The sequence below is a fragment of the Polynucleobacter sp. MWH-HuK1 genome, from assembly GCF_018881815.1.
Lineage (GTDB): Bacteria > Pseudomonadota > Gammaproteobacteria > Burkholderiales > Burkholderiaceae > Polynucleobacter.
This window is the reverse complement of the sequence record NZ_JACVPP010000001.1, coordinates 1,656,639-1,678,651: the sequence shown is the minus strand read 5'-3', so window position 1 is coordinate 1,678,651 and position 22,013 is coordinate 1,656,639. Positions and strand designations below refer to the sequence as shown.

General features: G+C 44.6%; 28 protein-coding genes. 24 read left to right on the top strand and 4 right to left on the bottom strand.

The genetic code is table 11. The features are described 5' to 3' along the window. The first annotated feature begins 3 nt into the window (after positions 1 to 3). From purF to ICE93_RS08660, 4 genes are read left to right on the top strand one after another with little or no spacing between them, the layout of a single operon-like run. Entirely contained in the window at positions 4 to 1,542 is a 1,539-nt protein-coding gene (purF, locus tag ICE93_RS08675; protein ID WP_216187359.1) for an amidophosphoribosyltransferase, read from the top strand. Between the two features lie 60 nt (positions 1,543 to 1,602). After that, positions 1,603 to 2,811, top strand: coding sequence for an O-succinylhomoserine sulfhydrylase (locus tag ICE93_RS08670; protein ID WP_216187358.1), 1,209 nt, complete (start codon positions 1,603 to 1,605; stop codon positions 2,809 to 2,811). A 29-nt stretch (positions 2,812 to 2,840) separates the two neighbouring features. Beyond that, positions 2,841 to 3,458, top strand: coding sequence for a bifunctional 2-polyprenyl-6-hydroxyphenol methylase/3-demethylubiquinol 3-O-methyltransferase UbiG (locus tag ICE93_RS08665; RefSeq protein WP_216187357.1), 618 nt, complete (start codon positions 2,841 to 2,843; stop codon positions 3,456 to 3,458). A gap of 10 nt (positions 3,459 to 3,468) precedes the next feature. Beyond that, positions 3,469 to 4,185, top strand: coding sequence for a Crp/Fnr family transcriptional regulator (locus ICE93_RS08660; RefSeq protein WP_216187356.1), 717 nt, complete (start codon positions 3,469 to 3,471; stop codon positions 4,183 to 4,185). 86 nt (positions 4,186 to 4,271) lie between these two features. Here ICE93_RS08660 and ICE93_RS08655 read toward each other — a convergent pair whose 3' ends face one another. Then, positions 4,272 to 4,580 (bottom strand): high-potential iron-sulfur protein, encoded by a 309-nt coding sequence (locus ICE93_RS08655; RefSeq protein ID WP_216187355.1) that lies wholly within the window; start codon positions 4,578 to 4,580, stop codon positions 4,272 to 4,274. A gap of 200 nt (positions 4,581 to 4,780) precedes the next feature. Between ICE93_RS08655 and ICE93_RS08650 the strand changes: the two genes are divergently transcribed. The 8 genes from ICE93_RS08650 to ICE93_RS08615 all read left to right on the top strand — a co-directional run bounded on the left by ICE93_RS08650 (position 4,781) and on the right by ICE93_RS08615 (position 9,121). After that, positions 4,781 to 5,365 carry a rhodanese-like domain-containing protein gene (locus ICE93_RS08650; RefSeq protein ID WP_216187354.1) on the top strand — a complete coding sequence of 195 codons (585 nt, stop codon included), beginning with the start codon at positions 4,781 to 4,783 and terminating at the stop codon, positions 5,363 to 5,365. Positions 5,366 to 5,571: 206 nt separating this feature from the next. Continuing rightward, positions 5,572 to 6,114, top strand: coding sequence for a YeeE/YedE thiosulfate transporter family protein (locus ICE93_RS08645; protein WP_255554570.1), 543 nt, complete (start codon positions 5,572 to 5,574; stop codon positions 6,112 to 6,114). Between the two features lies 1 nt (position 6,115). Beyond that, positions 6,116 to 6,682, top strand: coding sequence for a DUF6691 family protein (locus ICE93_RS08640; RefSeq protein ID WP_216187353.1), 567 nt, complete (start codon positions 6,116 to 6,118; stop codon positions 6,680 to 6,682). Positions 6,683 to 6,699: 17 nt separating this feature from the next. After that, positions 6,700 to 6,933 (top strand): hypothetical protein, encoded by a 234-nt coding sequence (locus ICE93_RS08635; RefSeq protein WP_216187351.1) that lies wholly within the window; start codon positions 6,700 to 6,702, stop codon positions 6,931 to 6,933. Positions 6,934 to 6,940: 7 nt separating this feature from the next. After that, positions 6,941 to 7,567, top strand: coding sequence for a hypothetical protein (locus ICE93_RS08630; RefSeq protein ID WP_216187349.1), 627 nt, complete (start codon positions 6,941 to 6,943; stop codon positions 7,565 to 7,567). Between the two features lie 10 nt (positions 7,568 to 7,577). Beyond that, positions 7,578 to 8,555, top strand: coding sequence for a sulfurtransferase (locus tag ICE93_RS08625; protein ID WP_216187347.1), 978 nt, complete (start codon positions 7,578 to 7,580; stop codon positions 8,553 to 8,555). A gap of 11 nt (positions 8,556 to 8,566) precedes the next feature. Continuing rightward, the gene (locus tag ICE93_RS08620) at positions 8,567 to 8,884 is read left to right on the top strand and encodes a helix-turn-helix transcriptional regulator (protein WP_216187345.1); all 318 of its coding nucleotides are present in this window, start codon (positions 8,567 to 8,569) and stop codon (positions 8,882 to 8,884) included. Positions 8,885 to 8,902: 18 nt separating this feature from the next. After that, complete coding sequence (locus tag ICE93_RS08615; RefSeq protein ID WP_216187343.1) at positions 8,903 to 9,121, top strand: DUF2892 domain-containing protein; 219 nt, start codon at positions 8,903 to 8,905, stop codon at positions 9,119 to 9,121. A 90-nt stretch (positions 9,122 to 9,211) separates the two neighbouring features. Here ICE93_RS08615 and ICE93_RS08610 read toward each other — a convergent pair whose 3' ends face one another. The 3 genes from ICE93_RS08610 to modB all read right to left on the bottom strand — a co-directional run bounded on the left by ICE93_RS08610 (position 9,212) and on the right by modB (position 11,895). Further along, entirely contained in the window at positions 9,212 to 10,054 is an 843-nt protein-coding gene (locus ICE93_RS08610; RefSeq protein WP_216187341.1) for a prenyltransferase, read from the bottom strand. Positions 10,055 to 10,129: 75 nt separating this feature from the next. Further along, positions 10,130 to 11,242, bottom strand: a complete 1,113-nt coding sequence (locus ICE93_RS08605; protein WP_216187339.1) for an ABC transporter ATP-binding protein — start codon at positions 11,240 to 11,242, stop codon at positions 10,130 to 10,132. Next, on the bottom strand, positions 11,242 to 11,895 hold the full coding sequence (modB, locus tag ICE93_RS08600; RefSeq protein WP_216187337.1) for a molybdate ABC transporter permease subunit: 654 nt from the start codon (positions 11,893 to 11,895) through the stop codon (positions 11,242 to 11,244). Before modB ends, ICE93_RS08605 begins: the two co-directional genes overlap by 1 nt. Before the next feature lie 112 nt (positions 11,896 to 12,007). Between modB and ICE93_RS08595 the strand changes: the two genes are divergently transcribed. From ICE93_RS08595 to ICE93_RS08540, 12 genes are all read left to right on the top strand, one after another. Further along, a complete protein-coding gene (locus ICE93_RS08595; RefSeq protein ID WP_216187335.1) occupies positions 12,008 to 12,343 on the top strand; it encodes a metalloregulator ArsR/SmtB family transcription factor in 336 nt (111 codons plus the stop codon). Positions 12,344 to 12,378: 35 nt separating this feature from the next. Then, positions 12,379 to 13,779: a sulfite dehydrogenase gene (gene soxC, locus ICE93_RS08590; protein WP_216187333.1), complete on the top strand. Its 1,401-nt coding sequence runs from the start codon at positions 12,379 to 12,381 to the stop codon at positions 13,777 to 13,779. After that, the gene (locus ICE93_RS08585) at positions 13,763 to 14,854 is read left to right on the top strand and encodes a c-type cytochrome (RefSeq protein ID WP_216187331.1); all 1,092 of its coding nucleotides are present in this window, start codon (positions 13,763 to 13,765) and stop codon (positions 14,852 to 14,854) included. Before soxC ends, ICE93_RS08585 begins: the two co-directional genes overlap by 17 nt. Before the next feature lie 81 nt (positions 14,855 to 14,935). Next, positions 14,936 to 15,388, top strand: coding sequence for a thiosulfate oxidation carrier protein SoxY (soxY, locus tag ICE93_RS08580; RefSeq protein WP_216187329.1), 453 nt, complete (start codon positions 14,936 to 14,938; stop codon positions 15,386 to 15,388). A 54-nt stretch (positions 15,389 to 15,442) separates the two neighbouring features. Then, positions 15,443 to 15,751, top strand: a complete 309-nt coding sequence (gene soxZ / locus ICE93_RS08575; RefSeq protein WP_068321433.1) for a thiosulfate oxidation carrier complex protein SoxZ — start codon at positions 15,443 to 15,445, stop codon at positions 15,749 to 15,751. A 52-nt stretch (positions 15,752 to 15,803) separates the two neighbouring features. After that, on the top strand, positions 15,804 to 16,619 hold the full coding sequence (gene soxA, locus ICE93_RS08570; protein ID WP_216187327.1) for a sulfur oxidation c-type cytochrome SoxA: 816 nt from the start codon (positions 15,804 to 15,806) through the stop codon (positions 16,617 to 16,619). A 19-nt stretch (positions 16,620 to 16,638) separates the two neighbouring features. Beyond that, positions 16,639 to 17,277 carry a sulfur oxidation c-type cytochrome SoxX gene (gene soxX / locus ICE93_RS08565; RefSeq protein ID WP_216187325.1) on the top strand — a complete coding sequence of 213 codons (639 nt, stop codon included), beginning with the start codon at positions 16,639 to 16,641 and terminating at the stop codon, positions 17,275 to 17,277. Between the two features lie 47 nt (positions 17,278 to 17,324). Further along, positions 17,325 to 19,055, top strand: coding sequence for a thiosulfohydrolase SoxB (soxB, locus tag ICE93_RS08560; RefSeq protein ID WP_216187322.1), 1,731 nt, complete (start codon positions 17,325 to 17,327; stop codon positions 19,053 to 19,055). A 22-nt stretch (positions 19,056 to 19,077) separates the two neighbouring features. Further along, positions 19,078 to 19,515, top strand: a complete 438-nt coding sequence (locus tag ICE93_RS08555) for a DsrE family protein (RefSeq protein WP_216187320.1) — start codon at positions 19,078 to 19,080, stop codon at positions 19,513 to 19,515. A 10-nt stretch (positions 19,516 to 19,525) separates the two neighbouring features. Beyond that, positions 19,526 to 20,479 carry an MBL fold metallo-hydrolase gene (locus ICE93_RS08550; protein WP_216187318.1) on the top strand — a complete coding sequence of 318 codons (954 nt, stop codon included), beginning with the start codon at positions 19,526 to 19,528 and terminating at the stop codon, positions 20,477 to 20,479. A gap of 71 nt (positions 20,480 to 20,550) precedes the next feature. Next, the gene (locus ICE93_RS08545; RefSeq protein WP_255554566.1) at positions 20,551 to 20,868 is read left to right on the top strand and encodes a hypothetical protein; all 318 of its coding nucleotides are present in this window, start codon (positions 20,551 to 20,553) and stop codon (positions 20,866 to 20,868) included. 21 nt (positions 20,869 to 20,889) lie between these two features. Then, on the top strand, positions 20,890 to 22,011 hold the full coding sequence (locus tag ICE93_RS08540) for a YeeE/YedE family protein (protein WP_216187316.1): 1,122 nt from the start codon (positions 20,890 to 20,892) through the stop codon (positions 22,009 to 22,011). Positions 22,012 to 22,013: the final 2 nt, after the last annotated feature.

The following is a 22,013-nucleotide window of genomic DNA, read 5'->3' as shown; positions in this document are numbered from 1 at the left end:
GATATGTGCGGCGTCGTCGGAACTATTTCCCACTCACCAGTAAATCAACTTCTCTATGATGCCTTGTTGCTTTTGCAACATCGCGGTCAAGATGCCGCAGGTATTGCGACGATGAACGGTAATTCGTTCACGATGCATAAAGCCAATGGCTTAGTACGAGATGTTTTCAGAACACGCAATATGCGCAGCTTAGTAGGTAATGCGGGCATTGGTCAGGTGCGTTATCCAACCGCCGGCTCAGCAAGCAGCGAAGAAGAGGCGCAACCTTTTTATGTCAGCGCACCATACGGCATCATCTTGGCGCACAATGGCAATCTGACAAATGCACCAAGCTTGCGTGTTGAGATGGCATATCGTGATCGCCGTCATATCAATACAAGTTCTGATACTGAAGTATTGCTGAACGTATTGGCAGATGAATTGCAAAAAGAAACCAATAGCGCAGCTCTTGATGAGGGCGCGATGTTCAACGCCGTTACTGGAGTGACTAGTCGTGTTAAAGGTTCATATGCGGTTGTGTCATTAATTGCTGGCTATGGCTTGTTGGCTTTCCGTGATCAGTACGGTATTCGTCCTCTGTGTATTGGACGAATTGATACGCCTCAAGGCCCTGAGTGGATGGTTGCCTCCGAGTCTGTTGCTCTCGAAGGTTTAGGCTTTACATTTGTGCGTGACGTCAATCCTGGCGAAGCAATCTATATTGATTTGGATGGTAATTTCTACTCACGTCAGTGTGTACCGAATGCAGTGCTTACGCCTTGTATCTTTGAGTATGTCTACATGGCTCGTCCAGACTCGACTATTGATGGTGTCACTGTTTATAACGTGCGTATGCGCATGGGTGATTACTTGGCCGAGAAGATTCGCAAAGAGACCAACGTAGATGAAATTGACGTGGTGATGCCGATCCCGGACTCTAGTCGCCCAGCAGCAATGCAGGTTGCTAAGAACTTAGGCGTTGATTACCGCGAAGGCTTCTTTAAAAACCGTTACATCGGTCGTACCTTCATCATGCCAGGACAGGCTGTTCGCAAGAAGTCAGTTCGTCAAAAACTCAATGCGATGCGTATCGAGTTTAAAGATAAAACTGTACTAATTGTTGATGACTCTATCGTTCGCGGTACTACTTCCTTTGAGATTGTGCAGATGGCTCGCGAATCTGGCGCCAAAAAAGTAATCTTTGCTTCTGCTGCGCCGCCAGTGCGTTTCCCGAACGTTTATGGCATTGATATGCCTACACGTAGTGAATTAGTTGCTTATGGCCGCACTGATGAAGAAATCAACAAGATGATTGGCGCTGATCAACTCATTTATCAGAGCGTAGAGGATATGAAGCAGGCGGTGAGAGATATCAATCCGAATATTCAGAACTTCGAGGCTTCTTGTTTTGATGGCAATTACATTACAGGCGATATTACCGAGTCCTATTTGGATGCTTTAGAGGCAGCCAGAAATACCTCAGCTGCTAAGGCTGACCGTCAAAAGGATTCGAGCGACTTCGCTCGCTCTCAGCTTCACCTGCATTTAGCTACCGAAGACTAAAAAGCGACAGGATATTGCCTCATACGAGGCAATTCCTCAATTCGGTGTCAAAATAGCATTATGAAGAGCAAATCCACCCGCAAAAAACCTGATTTTTCTAAACTGGCCCTAGAGACTCTAGCGGTCCGTGCTGGCACACGTCGAACTGCTGAGTATCATGAACACTCCGAGGCAATGTTCCTTACTTCAAGCTTTTGCTTTGATAGCGCTGAATTAGCGGCTGATGGTTTTGCTCACGCTGATCAGGGGTTTATCTATTCCCGCTTTACCAATCCAACAGTCAGCATGTTCCAAGATCGCTTGGCTGCTCTGGAGGGAGGTGAGGCTTGCATTGCCACTGCCTCTGGAATGGCTGCCATCATGACAATGGCGATGGCGCATTTGCAAGCAGGTGACCACGTTGTATGTTCGCGTTCAGTATTCGGTGCAACGATTCAATTGTTCACTAATATCTTGGGTCGCTTTGGTATTACAACGACTTATGTTGATTTGGCTGATGCCAAGTCATGGCAAGCTGCTGTTCAGCCAAACACAAAACTCTTTTATTTGGAGACGCCCTCTAATCCACTGACTGAGATTGCGGACATCAAGGCAATTGCAAAGATTGCCAAGAAAGCAAAAGCTTTATTTGCTGTAGACAACTGTTTCTGTACGCCAGCATTACAAAAACCATTAGCGCTTGGTGCTGATGTCGTGATTCATTCGGCTACTAAGTACTTGGATGGTCAAGGCAGAGTAGTTGGTGGTGCAATCGTAGGTAGCAAAGACTTCATCATGGGTAAAGTATTCCCATATGTTCGTACCGCAGGCCCAACACTGTCTGCATTTAATGCTTGGGTATTCCTAAAGGGTTTGGAGACTTTGGAGCTTCGCATGAAGCAACAAAGTCAGAATGCGCTTGCCTTGGCTCAATGGTTAGAGAAGCAGCCTGGTGTTGAGCGTGTTTACCATCCAGGCCTGAAGTCACATCCTCAACATGCATTGGCTAAGCGCCAGCAAAAAGAGGGTGGGGCGATTCTGTCTTTCACGCTGAAAGGCGGTAAGAAGGCGGCCTTTAAACTCATTAACCAAACTAAGCTTTGCTCGATCACTGCAAATCTAGGTGATACGCGCACAACCATCACCCATCCAGCAACAACAACGCATTGCCGCGTGTCACCTGAAGCTAGGAAAGCTGCTGGTATCACGGATGGCTTAGTGCGTATTGCAGTTGGACTAGAGAATATCAATGATCTCAAGAACGATTTGGTTGGCGGCCTAAAGAAATAAGTCTCACCCTCAATCGAAAGATTAAAAATATGAGTTTTGCTGATTCAACCCAGTTCTGGAATGAACGTTTCGATAAAGAAGAGTTCATTTTTGGTAAAGAGCCAAACGAATATCTTGTTGAAAAGACAAATAAGTACCTCAAGCCTAAAGATAAGGTTCTATGCATCGCTGATGGCGAAGGCCGGAATGGCGTCTGGCTTGCAAAGCAAGGAATGCAAGTTGTTGGATTCGATGCGTCTGATATTGCGCTAGCTAAAGCAAAGCAGTTTGCTAAAGACAATCAAGTCGAGGTTGAGTATTCATTCTCAGATACCGATAGCTTTACATGGCAAGCCAATACTTATGATGCAGTTATTGGTATCTTCATCCAATTTGCCGATCCAGTAATGCGAGAGAGAATCTTTAAGCAAACATATGAGGCCCTCAAGCCCGGCGGTATCTTTATTCTGCAAGGCTACACCCCAAAACAGTTGGAATACAAGACGGGCGGCCCAAGCTTAATTGAGCACCTCTATACAGAAGAGCTAATCAGAGGTCTTGCTAAAGAGTTTCGGATTCTTGAGCTGGTCAGTTATGAGAAAGAGCTTTCTGAAGGCCCAAGGCACACTGGTATGTCAGCAATCTTAGGTCTTGTTGCTAAAAAATGAGTTTTCACATATGAAGACCATTGAAATTAAAAGTGCATGGCAGGGTAATAGCGATTGCAATGCTTGCTCTATTCGAAGATCGGCTTTATTTGCTGAGTTGAATGAAGAAGATTTTTCCAAAATTCATTCGCCAATTGATGATCTTCGATTTGAGGCTGGTATAGGTATATATACCCAAGGTGATACTGCTGATCATCTGTACACACTTCGTGAGGGTTATATCAAACTGTTACACGTTAATTCTGATGGTTCTAGCAGAATCGTACGATTAGTTATGCCAGGCGATCTTTTTGGCATGGAGGCCTTACTCGAGAAAAACTACGCCCATTCTGCTAGCGCTTTATCAAATGTTCATTTATGCCGTATTCCAAAAGCTATTATCTCCAGCTTAGGTGAAGAGTCACCACGTTTGCATCGTCAGATAGTTAAAAAATGGGGAGAGGCTTTAGCTCAATCCGAGTCTTGGTTTTCTGAAATTAATACCGGTCGAATTGAGGTCCGTTTAGCCCGTTTTTTTCTTAGAGTGGCCAAAGTCTCTGGAGAGATGGCAGTTGCACCGTTATTCAAGCGTGAGGATATGGGTTTAATGATGGATGTGAAGTTTGAAACCATTAGCAGAGCGCTTTCCTCAATGGCTGAGCAGGGGCTGATTTCAAACATTAGTAGATTAAGCATCCAGATTCCTAGCTTAGAGAAATTAAGAAGCTTTTCTCAATCAGGATCCTAGTTCTGGTGGAAGATGGGTGGGGATATAAAAGCTACTTATGAATTCATAAGTAGCTTTTATTTTTCAGTGCTTAACTAAATTCTTAATTAAGCCTTCTTAGCGTAAGCAGAGCACCAGCCTTTACCGGCAACTTTCTTAGTGCCAAATAAAGAGCAGCCGCCTGTCGCATCACCTACTTTGCCCTGAAACAGAGCGCAGTTATCGCACTCTTGACCAGCGGCATATTTAGGGTACTTAGCTTTATCTACGGCTGTTGCAACTGCTTTGTAACCCAATGCAGCAGCTTGTGGGTCTGTTTCAGAAACCATTGCTTGAGCTTGAACTTTGCCGTTCAAAGCCAACGTGCAGGCACCAGCAGCAGACAAAATCATAAATTGACGACGACTATTTTTCATAAAGACTCCAGTGTTCATATAAGTAAAAAGCTTTAATAACTAGCTATAAAGGATATTAAAGGGGATAACACCACCAACAATAGGGGTTTCTCTGTATTAAGTTTAGCAAGCCTAAGCCTCACACTACGTAAATATGCATAAATGCGTATATAAGCATTTAAATAACTGATTTACGACAAATATATTACATAGAGGGTTTTATGAAAAAGTTTATTTCTCTTGGTCTGATGTTGTTTTCAGGTCTCGTAGCGGCTCAATCCACTGCGACTGCAAGCCCTGAACTGCTGCAAATTATCGATAAATCTACAAAATTTGTGGTGAATACGCCAAAGGGCCCTGTAGAAATTACTCGCGTGATGACGCCTTGTGCCAAGAATAAAGGCTGGTTACAGCCATTAATTCCAATCAAAGGTGTTGTGCCTGTTGATGAGATCGACGTGCTTAATGCATTGAATGACAAGGATTCAATAGTAGTAGACATGCGCGTTGTCGATGATCGCGTTAAAGGAACCATCCCTGGTTCGGTTGGCATTCCATATACAGAAGTGGCGATGCGCATGGATGAGTTAGGTTGCAAAAAACCTGCTGCCGGTTCAACCAAGTGGGATTGCTCTAAAGCTAAGAAAGTTTATGCATTCTGCAATGGCCCTGTTTGCCCGCAAAGTCCAATGGCCATGGCCGCAATGACACGCGATGGCTTCCCAGCAACCAAAATTTATTACTATCGTGGTGGTATGTTGGATTGGGATGCATTGGGATTGACAACCGTTAAAGGTGAGTTCTGATCATATTGGTTTAATAGCTTAATTTTGAAAAAAAGGGGGGCTGCGGCCTCCCTTTTTAATGCTTGATATCTTTACCTAGATTCATTCTGCGCAGGTAAATGGCTATTCATGATGTAGATCAAATAATGCAGACTTGTTTATTTTTGTCGCTTGACATTGCCGGATAAATTGATAATATATAAATGTATATATTATTTAAACCTTAAATGAGGTCCTTAAAGATGGTCAATAAATCAGGGCAGGCTAAACCAGCGCCATATATGAACCCATTGCTAGCAGGCATTCTGCTTGGAATGGTTCTATTAGCAACTTTTGTGATTACGGGTCATGGGTTGGGGGCCACAGGGTTTACTACCCGCTTGACTGCTTGGGTTGGAATGCATGTTGTGCCAGTCGCCACTAATGCAAATGAATATTTAGGTGGAATGGTAGAGGAGGGCAAGCCTTTAAATGCATGGATTACCTGGCAGGTGATTGGTGTTGCTTTGGGCGCATTGCTATCCGCATTCTTGGCAAAAAGAATTCACTTCCAATTGGATGGCAAGAAGTTTCTTGGTGGTTCTAAGCGTCCTATGACTGCATTATTTGGCGGCATCCTGGCTGGCTTTGGAGCACGTGTAGCTGCTGGTTGCACTAGCGGTCTAGGTTTATCTGGTGCAGCAGTGCTAAGTTTGGCTGGATTTACTTTTCTTGGCACATTCTTTGTGGTGGGTTTAATGGTAAGCCGTTTCTTGAAAGAGGAGAAATAAGATGAGCGAAATTCTTTCGGGAATTTTTTTGGGTACAGCCTTCGGTTTTGTTCTGGAGCGCGCTGGATTTGGCAATCCCAATAAATTAACTGGCCAATTTCGGTTAACGGATTGGTCTGTGTTTAAGGTTATGTTCACCGCAATTGTGTTTGCTGCAGTTGGGCTCGTGATTATAGAAAAAGCTGGGCTGGTGGATGCCGGTAGTTTGTTTGTGCCTCCGGCATTCTTGGGTGCAGCTGCCTTAGGTGGGGCGCTTGTAGGTGCTGGCTTCGCAATCGGTGGGTATTGCCCTGGAACATCAGTTGTTGGTTTGATGTCTGGCCGCATTGACGCAGCGATCTTTTTGCTCGGCTTGCTTTTGGGTACCGTTGTTTTTGCTGTTATTTACCCAGAGATAGAGGTGTTAACTACTTTAGGAGTGTTTGCTAAAGCAGACTCATTGCCAGACGCTTTCAATATCTCGGATTGGTCTATTGATATTGGAATGATTGTCGCGGCCGTTGGTGTTTTTATCTTGGGCTCTTGGATGGAGAGGAAATCCAAAGGCCCAGTTAGTTCTCAAGCTTAATTATTAAAAGGAAATATATGTCTAAAAAATCTACTGTTGCTGCATTAGCACTTGCCTTGGCGGGTTTATCTGCGGCACCGCTCGCTCATTCAGCTGATGCGCCTGCGAATCCAACAAGTGCTGAGCAAAAGAATCCATGCGGCCCCAAAAAGGAAGCTGCAAATCCTTGTGGGCCGGCTAAGAAAAAAGCAAGTAATCCTTGTGGGCCTTCAAACCCATGCGGTCCTAAGAAGCGCAAAGCAGCGGAGTAACTCTTAAATGCTCACTCAATCTAATCTCTGGTTGGCCGCTCAGAAGCTGGCAAACATTCAAATGCAGTACGCAAAATCTGGGCGTACATTGAATGAAGCTGCTTTATGTGGCGCCAAGGATTTTGTTGAGTGGCAGCACTATCCGAATAATGATTTAGCTGATGTGAATAGTGGCTATGAGTTTTATTACCATGCGCACTCAGCCGATGATATGCCCAATGGAGAGCATGGCCATTTTCATGTGATCAAACGTGATGCAAAGACCTTTCATCACCTGGTTGGAATTGCATTGGATCAAAAGGGTTTACCAACTCGTTTATTTACAACGAATCAGTGGGTCACAGGCGAGGCAATGATTGATTCAGCAACGACTATTAAATTCGTTAAAGAATTTGAGATGGTCATAAAAGGTCGTTTGGCACCAGTAAGCAATTGGGTCGGCGCACTAATTTATTTATTTAGCGCAGAAATTGAAAAATTAATTGTGGAGCGCGATCAGAAAATTAGATTGCTGGAGGCTGAATATGGCAATCGTGAGCTTGTCTTGAATTCTAGAAAGCATCATGTTTTAACTGAATGCAAGATTGATTTACTGGGTCGTCTTTCAGAGAATTTATTGGTAGTTAATTCATAAAGGAGTAGAAATGAAAAAGATTCAATGGGCGGTTGCTCTTGTCTTGACTAGCATTGTGAGTTTGGCGCAGGCCATCACCTTGCCTGGACCTATTGTTAGCGCCGACTGGCTTGCTGCAAACCAATCCGAAGTGCAGATTCTAGAGGTCAGAGGTGATGTTGCTAGTTATGTGCGTAGCCCAGAATTTGAAGTCGACAAAAAGACTGGGAAAAAGATGTTGGTTGAAGTAGGTGGTCATATTTCAGACTCTACCTTGCTTGACTTTAAAAAAGTCAGAGCTGATCGGATGATTGATGGAAAAAAGATTAAATACTTGATTCCTGAAAAGGCGGATTTTGAAAAAATTATTCAAGCTGTTGGTATTAACTCTGACAAGCCTATCATTTTGGTGCCGGTTGGGTTGGATATTTCCGATGTAGATGAAGCCCTACGAGCCTATTGGCAGTTCAAGGTATACGGCGAAGACAATATTGCCGTCTTGGATGGTGGTATGGCAGGTTGGCTTGCTGAAGGTCGAGATTATGTAGTGAACCCTTCAACCAAAACCGGTGGAAACTGGACTGCAAAAGCTGAGCGCAAAGAATTGATTGCCAATTCAGAGCAAGTAGCCTCTGCATCAAAAAGTGGCAAAGTGAGCTTGGTTGATGCTCGCCAACCAGCTCAATTCTTTGGCTTAAGTAAACGTGACTATGTGGGTGCTTATGGGCACATTGCTGGCGCAAAAGAATTAGCTCCGGAGTTGCTGGCAAAAACTTCAAAGGGTGCGCTGTATTTTTGGGATAAAAATACTTATAACGCATTGTTGACAGCAAACGGTATTAATCCAAAATCACCAGCAATTAGTTATTGCAATAGCGGCCATTTAGCGGCTGGCGGTTGGTTTGTGATGTCTGAGTTGGTGGGCAATAAATCAACCAAGTTGTATGACGGCTCTTTATATCTTTGGACTCTTGAAGGGCGTCCATTGGTAGGTGTTCCGCTTAACTAAGAGAGTCAATCATGCCTCCTCTTGCAGCCAACATCAATTTACAAAAGATGCAGTCATCAGCAGAAGATGCCTGTCGTTTGATGAAAGTTCTCTCTAATCGAGATCGAATGATGTTGTTATGCCAAATTAGCCAGGGTGAAAAGTGCGTGGGTGAGCTAGAGACATGTCTTGATATTAAGCAGCCCACCTTATCACAACAGCTCACTGTTTTAAGGAACGAAGCTTTGGTGAAAACTAGAAGAGAGGGTAAGCAAATTTATTACTCACATTCCAATCATGTTGCTTTAGAGGTGATGAATGTGCTTTATCAAAATTACTGTAGTAAATAATTTAAAAGGAGCTTTAATATGAAATGCAATGTTGGCGGTATTGATCGTATGTTACGTATGGTGGTGGGCTTAGTATTAATTGGCCTTGCTGCAACCGGCACTGTTGGTGTCTGGGGTTGGATTGGTGTGGTGCCGCTTGCAACAGGTCTATTTAGATTCTGCCCAGCCTATCCATTATTGGGAATTAATACTTGCGGCACTGATGCATCTTGTGGCGGCGGTGGTTGCTGTAAATAAGTTGTTTCAGTAAAAACAAATAAGGGGCGCTCAGTTGCCCCTTATCTTTATCTCCGATGCTTGGATAAAAAGACTGCTATGTCCAATCGTTTAGCCCCACAGCAGCCCAAAGAATAGAAGCATTGCGTACAGGTGTGCGGCTGCTAAATTGCACACAATCAGGCTCTTTATTTTCTCTTTCTTGCTTATCTCCAGCGAAACCCCTTTACCGCTATACAGGAATAAGGGCAAAAGGAGGAGTGTGATGAGAGTTGCCTTAGGCAATCCAAGGTAATGGACGCTAATTATCTGCAGGGCATAAGAACCAGTCATTACAGTCATATACCAACGACCTAATTCATTGCGAGTAGTTTGTGTTGCAAGTGTCAGTTTATGCGAATTTTGGTCAGCCCTAATATCGGGAATCTGGTTTACTAACAGGATATTGGAAACAATTAAACCGAATGCAATACCGATTGGAATTGCCTCATATGCAATAGCATTTATTTGGATGCTGGCAAAGCCAATGACCACAAGGGACCACGCTATTGAGATTGCTAATTCACCAAGAACACCCTTAGACATAAACTCAAAAGGAGGGGCAGAATATGCCCAAACTATAAATACCCCAACCATTCCAAGGGGAATTAAATGCCATGTTGTTTGTGAACATATATAAAAGCCTAATGCTGTGCTTAATAAAATGAGCGTGATGCTAAGCAGAAGGATTTCTCTTGGCTTGAATTTTCTGTCCTGTATGAAGCGACTGCCCCCGGTGAATGGAGTAATGCGATCTTCATTAATCTGGTCAGATCCGTTGAGGTGATCGAAGTAATCGTTTAGTAAATTAGCTGCTGCGTGAGCAAAAAGAGCTAAGCTGAGGGCTAGAAAGTTAATTCCAAAAGTTTCTTTTGTGGCACTAGGTAATGCAAGACCTATTAAGCAGCCTAACAATGTGATGGTGAGAAATGAGGGCCTAGTTGCTAAAAGTAGATTTAACTTTGTACTCATGACGACGTCATGCGTTGCTTATAAATGACCCACAAATCGTCTTGGATCATTAATTGGGCGCAAGGGCATGATATGAATTTGATCTCCATCTAATTCAATATGCATTTGACTGCCAACTTCCATGCCTAGTCTTTTAACTTCAGATGCCGATGCCACCCACTCGATTTTGTGCGTGCTATTTTCAATTTGCAACTGAACAACGGCAATTTGACCTAAGCTGCTAATTTCAACAGCGGTGGCAGGAATGCTGCCTGAGGTCAGAGTGTTGTTGATTCTTAATCCATCCTGCGGAATCACCCAAGCAACTTGCGCATTTGAAGGAATCTTTCCTTTGTCGGCCACAGTAAAAGTTTTTTCACAGCCATCCCAGGTGAGATTGCCAGCATTGAATATTCCATGAAACATATTGCTAATGCCTACCAACTCAGCAACGCGTGAATTTCGGGGTTTTTGGAATAGAACTCGGGGTGGAGCTGTTTGTAGGCTTATGCCATTGTCAATTACGGTAATGCGGTCAGCAAGTAGATCAGCCTCACGCAGGTCATGTGTTACTAGCAGAATGGGAATGTTAAGATCTTTGCGTAAATCAGCGAGGGTTTTGTAAAGACTCTGACGTGTTGGCGCATCTACTGCAGAGAAGGGCTCATCTAGTAACAAAATCTTTGGCTGCCGAGCCAAGGCCCTGGCAAGCGCAACGCGCTGCTGTTGACCGCCAGAAAGCTGGCTCGGTAAACGATGCGCAAGTTCTGCTATTCCCATACGATGTAGCCATTCTTGAGCAATTTCTTTGCGCTCACTTACTTCATAGGTGGAGTTTTGTAGTGGAATGACGACGTTTTCAACGGCTGAAAGGTGCGGAAAGAGGGCGTACTGTTGAAATAAGAAGCCGCAAGAGCGTTGTGCAGGAGCTAAGCTTTTAACTATCCCTGAAAGTTCACTCGCTTCAAACCAGGTTTCTCCGTCGCACTCAATTTTTCCGAACTTGGCTTGACTCAGTCCGGCGATAGTTCTGAGGGTGCTAGTTTTGCCGCTACCAGATGGCCCTACAAGTGCATGTAATTGACCAGGAGCGCACTCCAAGTTGATTTGCAATGGATTGGGAAGGGTTTGGTTAATTTTGAGTTTGAGCATTAGCCTCTCCCTTTACCTCGTTGGGTAGCGCTTTTTCCAAAGACGCCATAAGAGAGCGCAATCGCAATCAGTGAAATTCCCAGCAGAAGCAAGGCAAGCGCTCCGGCCCCAGCAGTATCAAAACTCTGTACCTTGTCGTATATGGCAATAGATACCGTTTTGGTTTCTCCTGGGATTGCACCACCGACCATGAGGACGACCCCAAATTCCCCAAGGGTATGGGCAAAAGTAAGCACTGCTGCGCTGGTAATGCCTCTCCAGGCTAGCGGAAGCTCAATTAAACGAAAGATTTGCCAATTGGATAGGCCGCTTACTTGGGCGGCTTCGCGAATTTCTGGATTAATAGCTTCAAAAGCGCGCTGAATTGGCTGTATAGCAAAGGGTAGATTGACTATGAGGGAGGCTATCAAGATGCCGGTAAAGGAAAAAACTAATGGAAAGCCTAAGAAGCTCTTTCCGCCCAGGCCAACCAGAAGGTAATAACCCAAGACGGTTGGAGGTAAAACGAGTGGCAGAGCCAAGGCTGCCTCCACCCATGGCTTGCTTCTATTAAGCCTAAGCAGGCTATGGGCTACCCAAACCCCAAAAGGGATTATGAGGGCCAAAGTCCAAAGTGCCAGCTTTAGCGAAAGAAGGATTGCGTCTATATCCATCGTTTTGATTGTATTGCCAAGCAATATAGGGTATCTCACTATACCGATTTAGCCACTTCAGGAGTCCAATATATGCGTATACATGCATATATATTACAAGGCGTTGGTTTAGGTGAAATCTAAGGTTCAAAAAGTAACAAAAAACTTATCTCCGAAACAGATGGAGAAAGTATTTTCTCAGGTGGCTGCTTATTTCAATGTGCTATCTGAGCCGGCACGCCTGCGCATTATGTATTCCGTCTGCGGTGGAGAAAAGTCAGTTTCTGAAGTGGTTGAAATGTGTGGCTCAAGCCAGGCGAATGTTTCAAGACATCTTTTAGCCATGTATAAAGCGGGAATACTGCTCAGACGTAAAGAGGGTGTAACGGTTTATTACTCCATTGCAGACAATGCAACTGTGGAAATGTGTCAGTCAGTCTGTGCAAAGATTGCTGAAGGTATTCATTAAGTTTTGCAGTAAATCACTTTTTAAGTAGAGGTCAAATGACTAAGAAGCAAATTGAATTAAGTGTCGAGGATATCTCGGCAGTTGAAAAGCCGGTGAATAGAGCCCGCTTAGTTAAGGCGCCAGAGCACTTTATCTCTCAGGAGTTAATTGCTGACATCAACGCCAATGGCCTTGATGAAACACGTCGCGGCTTCTTGCGTAAGGGCTTTATGTCTGCGGTTGGCGGAGCGGCAGCAGGTTTGGCTGCGCCGCTGGCGTTTGCTGCGGGTGAGGGCGACCCAGCAATTTTAGAGAAACAAGAATGGCAAACAACGCTTGGTAAGAACGTTGCCACCATGCCTTATGGTGTGCCGTCTATCTATGAAGCCAATTTAATTCGTCGTGAGTCACCAGGCTTAACACGTGTATCAGCAGCATCGGTTGCCTTTACACCTTTGCAAGGTTTATTTGGAACAATTACGCCAAACGGTTTGCATTTTGAACGTCATCACCAAGGTTGGTACAACTTGAATCCTGAGACCCATCGATTGATGGTGAACGGCATGGTAAAAAATGCTCGCGTCTTCACGATGAACGACTTGATGCGTTTGCCTTCTGTTTCTCGTACTCACTTTATTGAGTGTGGAGCTAATACTGGTTTAGAGTGGGGCAACGTTGCTGTACCTACAGTGCAGTACACACACGGCATGTTGTCTTGCTGCGAATTCACAGGCGTACCGCTGAAAGTATTGCTTGAGGAATGCGGCGCGGATCTTAAAAAAGGCAAGTTTTTACTTGCCGAAGGCGGTGATGGCTCTGGCATGACTCGCACCATCAATCTTGAAAGCTGCCTAGAAGATACTATCGTCGCTTGGAGCATGAATGGAGAGATGCTTCGTCCGGAAAATGGTTTCCCATTGCGATTAGTGGTGCCTGGAGTACAGGGTGTTAGCTGGGTTAAGTGGTTGCGTCGCCTTGAAGTGGGCGATATGCCATGGAATACCAAAGATGAGGCAGTTCACTATATTGAGCTGATGCCGGATGGAATTCACCGTCAGTATGCATCCATTCAAGAATGTAAATCTGTCATTACTACGCCATCTGGCGGGCAGCAATTGCTAGACAAAGGTTTCTATAACGTGAGTGGTATGGCTTGGTCTGGTCGCGGCAAGATTAGGCGTGTTGATGTTTCTTTTGATGGTGGCAATAACTGGCGTCAGGCACGCCTCGAGACTCCAGTGCTTACTAAGTCAATTACACGCTTCAATATTGATTGGGTTTGGGATGGATCGCCGGCAATATTGCAATCTAGAGCAGTAGATGACACGGGTTATATCCAACCTTCAATTAAAACTTTGCGCAATGTTCGTGGCACACGTTCGATATATCACAACAACGCAATTCAGTCATGGAAATTAGATTCAAACGGCGAGGTGAGCAATGTACAAGTTGGGTAAATCGATTGCTCGCTTAGGGCTGTTATCTGCAGCATTGTTGGCTGCTAATCTTGCCTATGCGCAAGGAACGCAGGGCTCTGCTAAGTTTCCTGGAGTGGGTCGCAATGCCACCCCAGCTGAAGTAGCGGCATGGGATATTGACGTGCGCCCTGATTTCAAAGGATTGCCAAAGGGGTCTGGATCGGTTGAGCAGGGTCAAACAATTTGGGAGGCCAAGTGTGCTAGTTGTCACGGTATTTTCGGCGAATCAAATGAGATTTTTACCCCGATTACTGGCGGCACAACTAAGGATGATGTCAAAACTGGAAGAGTAGCTTCTCTTGCGGATATGAAGCAGCCACAACGAACCACTTTAATGAAGGTTCCTACGGTTTCTACTTTGTGGGATTACATCTATCGCGCAATGCCATGGAATGCACCAAGATCCCTAACCCCGGATGAGACATATGCTTTAGTTGCATTCATCTTAAGTATTGGCGAAGTAGTTCCAGATGATTTCGTGCTCAGCAATACCAATATTGCTGAAGTGCAAGCCAAAATGCCTAACCGCAACGGTATGACAAGAAAGCATGGCTTCTGGAATGTTAAAGATAAGCCCGATGTCAATGGTTCTTCTTGTATGAATAATTGCATGGCATTTGTGCAAATCGGCTCTACATTGCCTGATTTTGCGCGTGATGCGCATGGCAATATTGCAGACCAGAACCGTATGTATGGGCCATACCGTGGTGCGGACACTACTAAGCCGCCGATTACAAAACTTCCTGGAGCATCGGGTGAGGGTTTAGCTCACGCTAAAGATACTCATTCCAACGCTCCAAAAGGTGCTGCTGCCTTGTTTAAAAACGAGAATTGCTCTGCCTGCCATGCGCCAAACGCTAAGCTGGTTGGGCCATCCATAGCTGATATATCGGCTAAGTACAAAGATCAAAGTGGCGCTGTAGATAAATTGATGACTAAGGTTAAGAATGGCGGAGCTGGAGTTTGGGGCTCAATACCAATGCCACCACAAGCACAATTGTCAGACGCTGATCGCAAGGTGCTGGTGGAGTGGGTGCTATCAGGGGGTAAATAAGGGGTGCTTAGGTAATAACCAGTATGGTTTATTAGAAAGCAGATAATATATTCATAGTAAGAGATTAATAAAGGAGTTTTTATGAATCAGCAGCGACGCAGTTTATTGAAATATTCAGCCGTATTTGGCTTGATGGCTTCTGCGGGTCTTATTAGCGTAGCCCAAGCACAAGAGTGGAATAAAGCCGCTTTTGAAGGCAAGAGCCTTGACGATGTATTTAAGATCTTGGGTGCCGGTAGCCCAGAGAAGTCTGGTGCAGTTACTTTGAATGCCCCTGACATCGCAGAAAATGGTGCGGTTGTGCCAGTCGGCATTACAACCACTCTTAAAGCAGAGCAAATGGTAATCTTGGTTGAGAAAAACCCAAGCGCCTTGGCTGCGCAATTCTTTATTCCTGCTGGCACAGAACCATTTGTTACTACCCGTATCAAGATGGGCCAAACTTCAAACGTATACGCTTTGGTAAAAGCGGATGGCAAGTGGAGTATGTCCGTTAAGGAAGTAAAAGTTACTCTAGGTGGTTGCGGCGGTTAATCCCCGAATCTATCTGAATACCATTAATTAATTACTAGATTACAAGAGGAAAACATGGCTGATCCAATGCGCGTTAGAGCTGCTGAGAACGGTGGAATTGTGGATGTAAAAATTTTGATGAAGCACGATATGGAATCTGGTCAGCGTAAAGACGCTTCCGGTAAAACAATTCCCGCTTGGTTCATCAGCACAATTAATGTCAAAGCAAATGGCAAGGATGTATTGAATGGTCAATTTGGTCCAGCAGTTTCTAAGGATCCATTCTTGAACTTTAAATACAAGGGCGCTAAGGGCGACAAGATTGTTGTGAGCTGGGTAGATAGCAAGGGTGACAAGCGCACAGATGAAGCAACCGCTTCTTAATTGCTTGTCTTAATCGATCTTTACTATCACCTGAGTTTTGAAAGGGTTGCAAATGCAGCGTAAATTAACTTTAGGGTTGGCCTCTGGATTGTTGGCTGCCTTACTAGCAGTGCCATCGTCAGTCTTTGCGCAAAAGAGTGCAACAGACGATATCGCTAAATATCGCGAGATGATCGCTGACGGCAACCCTTCGGAGCTCTATGAAGCAGCCGGTGAAGATCTATGGAAAAAACCAGCAGGCCCAAAAAACGCTACACTTGAGAAGTGTGATTTAGGTCTGGGGCCTGGTGTTGTGAAGGGTGCAGCAGCTCAGTTGCCGCGCTACTTTAAAGATACCAATAAAGTGCAAGACCTCGAGTCACGCTTGATGACTTGTATGCAAGTACTGCAGGGACGTGATCCTCAAGAAATGATTGATGCACCTTTCCAAAAGGGCCCTAAAAAAGATATGGAGGCGATTGTTGCTTACGTAGTCACCGCTTCTAAGGGCGACAAAATTAAGGTGAGCACCAATCATCCCAAGGAAAAAGAAATGTATGAGCTCGGTAAGCGCGCATTCTTCTTCCAAGGCGGCCCTATGGATTTCTCTTGCGCATCTTGCCATGCTGAAAACGGTAAACGTATTCGTTTACAGGATTTGCCTAACTTAACCGAGCAAAAAGGCGCTGCTATGGGTTGGGGTTACTGGCCAGCATATCGCGTTTCAAGCGGTCAGTTTTGGACGATGCAGCAGCGCTTAAACGATTGCTATCGTCAGCAGCGTTTTCCATTCCCAATTTACGGTTCAGATGTGACGATTGCATTGTCTATGTATATGGCCAAGACTGCCAATGGCGGCACAGTTGAAACTCCTGGATTAAAGCGTTAAGAGATAAGAGACAAAGATCATGAAAAATACAAATATCAAAAAGCTCTTAACTATCGCTGGATTTATTGTTGCTTCAAGCTTGTTTCAAAACGTAGCTTTGGCTCAACAAAAGAACGACCCAAAGTTCAACAAAATGATGACCGATAGCTTTAAAGCTCAAGGCATTGCAGGCTTGGATCGTATCGATCAAGATGCAACTCAGAAGTTTTGTTCAGACCCTGTATTTGCAAATAGCAAGCAGGGCGAGAAGATGCGTGAAAAGATTCAAAAAATAAATATGGATTCCATCAAGCAGCCGTCTGATGGTAAATATATTGGTGACTGGAAGAACGGCGAGAAGATTGCTCAAAGCGGTCGCGGTGCAACTTGGACCGATAAGGCTGATACCGTGATTGGCGGTGGTTGCTACAACTGTCACCAGATTGACGCCAAAGAGATCTCTTATGGAAATATCGGGCCGTCATTGACTGGCTACGGTAAGCTACGTGGTTACTCACAAGAGGTGGTTACTTACACTTGGAATCGCATCAATAATTCCAAAGCGTATAACGCCTGCAGCAATATGCCACGCTTTGCACACTTCAAACTCTTAAATGAGCAGCAGATTCAGGATGTCATGGCTTTACTGCTTGACCCTGCCTCTCCAGTTAATCAATAACGAATCAAAGAACAGGCCGACAGGCCTGTTTTCATAAGGGGAATGTTATGTCTTTAAGTCGCCGCGAATTTTTGCAGGCATTGGCTATTGCATCTGCAGGTGGAATGAGTCTGCAGTCTAATTTTGTTAATGCGCAAAGTAATGCACAAAAGTTTTATGACTTGCCTAAATTCGGTAATGTTCACTTCCTGCATTTCACGGATTGTCATGCGCAACTACTGCCTATTTACTTTCGCGAGCCTAATGTTAATTTGGGTATTGGTGCGCAAGAAGGCAAGACTCCACATTTGGTCGGCGAATATTTCTTAAAGGCTAACGGTATAGCGCCAGGCACACGTGATGCCCATGCATTTACTTACCTAGATTACGTTGCAGCAGCCCAGAACTACGGCAAGATGGGTGGCTTTGCGCATATGGCTACTTTGGTTAAGCAAATGAAAGCAAATCGTCCAGGCGCTTTATTGCTTGATGGTGGTGATACCTGGCAAGGTTCGGGTACGGCTCTATGGACCAATGGTCAAGATATGGTTGACGCTGCTTTGGCATTGGGTGTGGATGTCATGACTCCTCACTGGGAAATGACTTTAGGTGAGAAGCGCGTGATGGAAATCGTGAATGGCGATTTCAAAGGCAAAGTAAATTTTGTTGCACAAAATATTAAAACCGCCGATTTCGGTGATTCAGTATTCAATCCTTACGTCATGAAGGTGCAAAATGGCATTCAGGTTGCCATCATTGGTCAGGCTTTCCCATACACACCAATTGCTAATCCTCGTTATTTCACTCCAGATTGGACCTTTGGCATTCAAGAAGAAAACCTCCAGAAGACAATTAATGAAGTGAAATCTAAAGGAGCCAAGGTTGTGGTTCTGCTCTCCCATAACGGTATGGACGTAGATTTGAAAATGGCTTCTCGCGTAAGCGGTCTTGATGCCATCATGGGTGGACATACACACGATGGCGTACCTATTCCGGTTAAGGTTAAGAACTCTGGTGGTGTAACTCTGGTAACTAATGCTGGGTCTAATAGCAAGTTCTTGGGTGTGCTTGATTTTGATGTGAAGGGCGGTAAGGCTGTAGATTTCCGCTATAAGCTATTCCCAATTTTCTCGAACATGATTCCTGCAGACCCAACGATGAACAAACTGATTGCAAAAATCAGAGCTCCATATGAGGCAAAGTTGAATGAGAAATTAGCTACCACAGAGGGTTTGCTATATCGCCGCGGTAACTTTAACGGTAGCTTTGACCAACTGATCTTGGATGGTTTGATGGCACAGAAGAATGCGGAAATTGCTTTCTCACCTGGCTTCCGTTGGGGAACAAGCTTGCTACCAGGTCAGGCAATTACTCGCGAGAACCTATTGGATCAAACCGCGATCACATATCCGTACACTACGGTTACAAATATGAGCGGTGAAACTATCAAGACTATTCTTGAGGACGTAGCTGATAACTTATTTAACCCAGACCCGTATTACCAACAGGGCGGTGACATGGTACGTGTTGGTGGTATGCAGTACACCATTGATCCAGCGCAAACAGCCGGCAAGCGTATTACTGATATGCGCTTGAACGGTAAGCCCATTGAGGCAAACAAGATTTATAAAGTTGCAGGGTGGGCGCCAGTGAGTGAAGAGGCAAAGAATGCTGGTGGCGAGGCAATCTGGGATGTTATTGAGAGGCACTTGCGTGATGTCAAGGTAGTGAAAGCTGTTAAGCTCAACGAGCCAATCATTAAGGGCGTTTCAAATAACCCTGGTATGGCTCCAATCTAATAATATTGCCAAGGATGTGCGCATGAAAAAACTACTTTCCATCATTGCTGCCATTGCACTTGCATTTGGGTTTGCTGCTGTTGCATCAGCTCAGTCCACCGGCAATACAAAAGTGGTCTATCACATTGACGATGCTGAAACACAAGGCCTTAAAGGTCTGCGCAATATCCGCAATCATTTAGATGTCGCGCCACAAACCACCATTATTGTGGTGACACATGCGAATGGTGTTGACATCATGATGGAGGGGGCGAAGGATAAAAAGAATAATGTGGAATACGCACCATTGGTCGGCGCTTTAAAGTCTCGTGGTGTGAAGTTTGAGGTTTGCGAGATCACCCTCAAGAATCGCAATTTGAAAAAAGATCAGTTCACTTTAGACGCTGATTTCACACCATCAGGTGTGGTTCGAGTTGCCGATCTGCAATATAAAGATGGTTTTGCTTACATCAAGCCATAAGCCGTCTTCTATGAATTGCTTCAAAAGTCTTGCGGGGATCATGATGGGATCCCTTATCTTTTTGGGCTCAGCTTTCGCGCAGGGACATCCGAGCGATACGATTCAGCTAAAGCCAATAAAAGTAGCGCCCCATACTTATTTTGTACAAGGCTTTCCAGAAATGGGAAGTAGCGCTAATCAAAACTTTATTTCTAATGCTGGCTTTGTAGTGACTCCTGGCGGAGTGGTTGTAGTCGACGCCTTGGGCTCACCGATTCTTGCGCAGAAGCTCATAGCTGAAATCAAGAAAATTACTCCACAGAAGGTGGTTGCTCTAATCGTAAGCCATTACCACGCTGACCATGTTTATGGTTTGCAAGAATTTAAAAAGCTTGGCGCCAAAATCTATGCTCAAGGTGAGGGAAGAAACTATCTCTCCTCTGAAACCGCTAAGCAACGCTTGATCGCTTCAAGAATCGATTTCGCTCCTTGGGTTAATGCAAACACCAAATTAATCTCTGCAGATGTATGGGTGGATCAAAAAACTAAGTTAACTATTGGCGGAGTAGATTTCTTTGTTAGCAGGGTGGGACCTGCTCATGCCCCTGAAGATCTGATGGTGTATGTGCCGTCTGAAAAGGTGCTATTTGCAGGAGACCTGGTATTTAGGGGTCGCATTCCTTTTGTTGGAAACGCCGATAGCAAAGGATGGCTGATTGCTCTAGACGAGATTGAAAAGCTCAATCCCAATATCGTGATTCCAGGGCATGGTAATTACTCGGTTAAGCCAGCCGAAGATATTGCCTTTACAAGGGATTACCTCAAATATTTGCGTGAATCTATGTCTAAAGCAGCGATTAACCTAGACCCCTTCGAGGATGCCTATAAACAGGCCGATTGGTCTGAATACGAGGGGATGCCCCTCTTTAGGGCAGCCAACCGCATGAATGCCTATAACGTCTATTTGTCGATCCAGGCTGAGTAAGTCAGGCAACTAAGGCAAATTCAGCCATTGGGCCTTAAAATAGAGGATTAATGCTAAATCCTTGATTTGTAATGAAAATGACTTTTCTCCAATCTATCACCGCAATGGCATTCAGTGCGCTTATTAGCGCTCCAGCGCTTGCTTCTCCAGATTTGGCAAATGGCAAGACCATAGACCAGCAAAAGTGTTACGCCTGTCATGCCAAAAAAACTGGCTTTGGTAATGGTGACATGATTTACACCCGCTCTGATAGTAAGGTGAAATCTTTCGCCAATTTAAAAAAGATGGTATCTCTCTGTAATACAGAGCTCCGCCTTGATTTATTTCCTGAGGATGAAGCGGACGTTACTGCTTTTCTCAATCAACAGTTTTATAAATTTAAACCTTAATTTTTTCAAGATTTGATCGCTATGGATGTTGTAGATATTAGTTCTTTAAGTAAGTCCGTTCTCTGGGCTACTTTTGCCATCACCTTTTTTCTCGGCGCTGTTATGCAGAAAACTGGGTTTTGCAGCATGGGCGCAATTTCTGACATTTTCATCATGTCTAGTTGGGGTCGTTTAAAGCAATGGTTTTTGGCTATCGGTGTTGCCATTATTGGATTCACCTTGATGTCTTATGCTGGATTAATTGATCCACTCAAAAGTTTTTATACCAGCAGTAAATTTTTATGGCTTTCCACTATCGTTGGAAGTATTTTGTTCGGTTTAGGTATGGTGTTGGCATCAGGATGCGGCAGTAAGACTCTGATCCGTATTGGCGGCGGCAACTTAAAGTCGATTGTTGTATTCATGGTACTTGGATTAACGGCCTATATGACAATGCGCGGTTTCTTGGGTGTGGTACGTATCAATACTCTAGATACATTTTTTGTCGCCTTTAATACCTCACAAGATTTACCTAGTCTCTTGAGTGGGCCTCTTGGCATTGCTCGTCCACAACTTCATCTAGCTCTAGGATTGATCATTGGCGCAGCGTTCATTGCTTATGCTTTAGCTAGCAAGGTATTTTGGACAGCTGAAAATGTATTTGCAGGCATTGCCGTAGGATTGGCAATCTGTGCGGTATGGTGGGTATCAGGCAACCTAGGATATGTTGCGGAAGATCCAAATACTTTGGAAGAAGTATTTTTGGTTACAAATTCAGGTCGTATGGAAAGTCTATCGTTTGTAGCTCCATATGCTTACTCCCTAGATTGGTTGATGATGTATAGCGATACATCTAAAGTGCTCACAGTAGGCATTGTTGCTGTACTCGGCATGATTTTGGGTTCTGCTGTGATATCGATTGCCACCAAATCATTTCGCTGGGAGTCCTTCCGCAATACTGAGGACACTGCCAATCATTTAGTTGGTGCTGCGCTAATGGGTTTTGGTGGTGTAACTGCTTTGGGTTGTACAGTAGGGCAGGGTTTGAGTGGAATCTCCACTCTTGCTATTGGATCATTGTTGGCATTACCTGGATTTATCTTGGGGGCTTATTTAGGTCTGCGTTATCTACAAGTACGCCTTGCTCCTAACCCTTGCAGTTAATC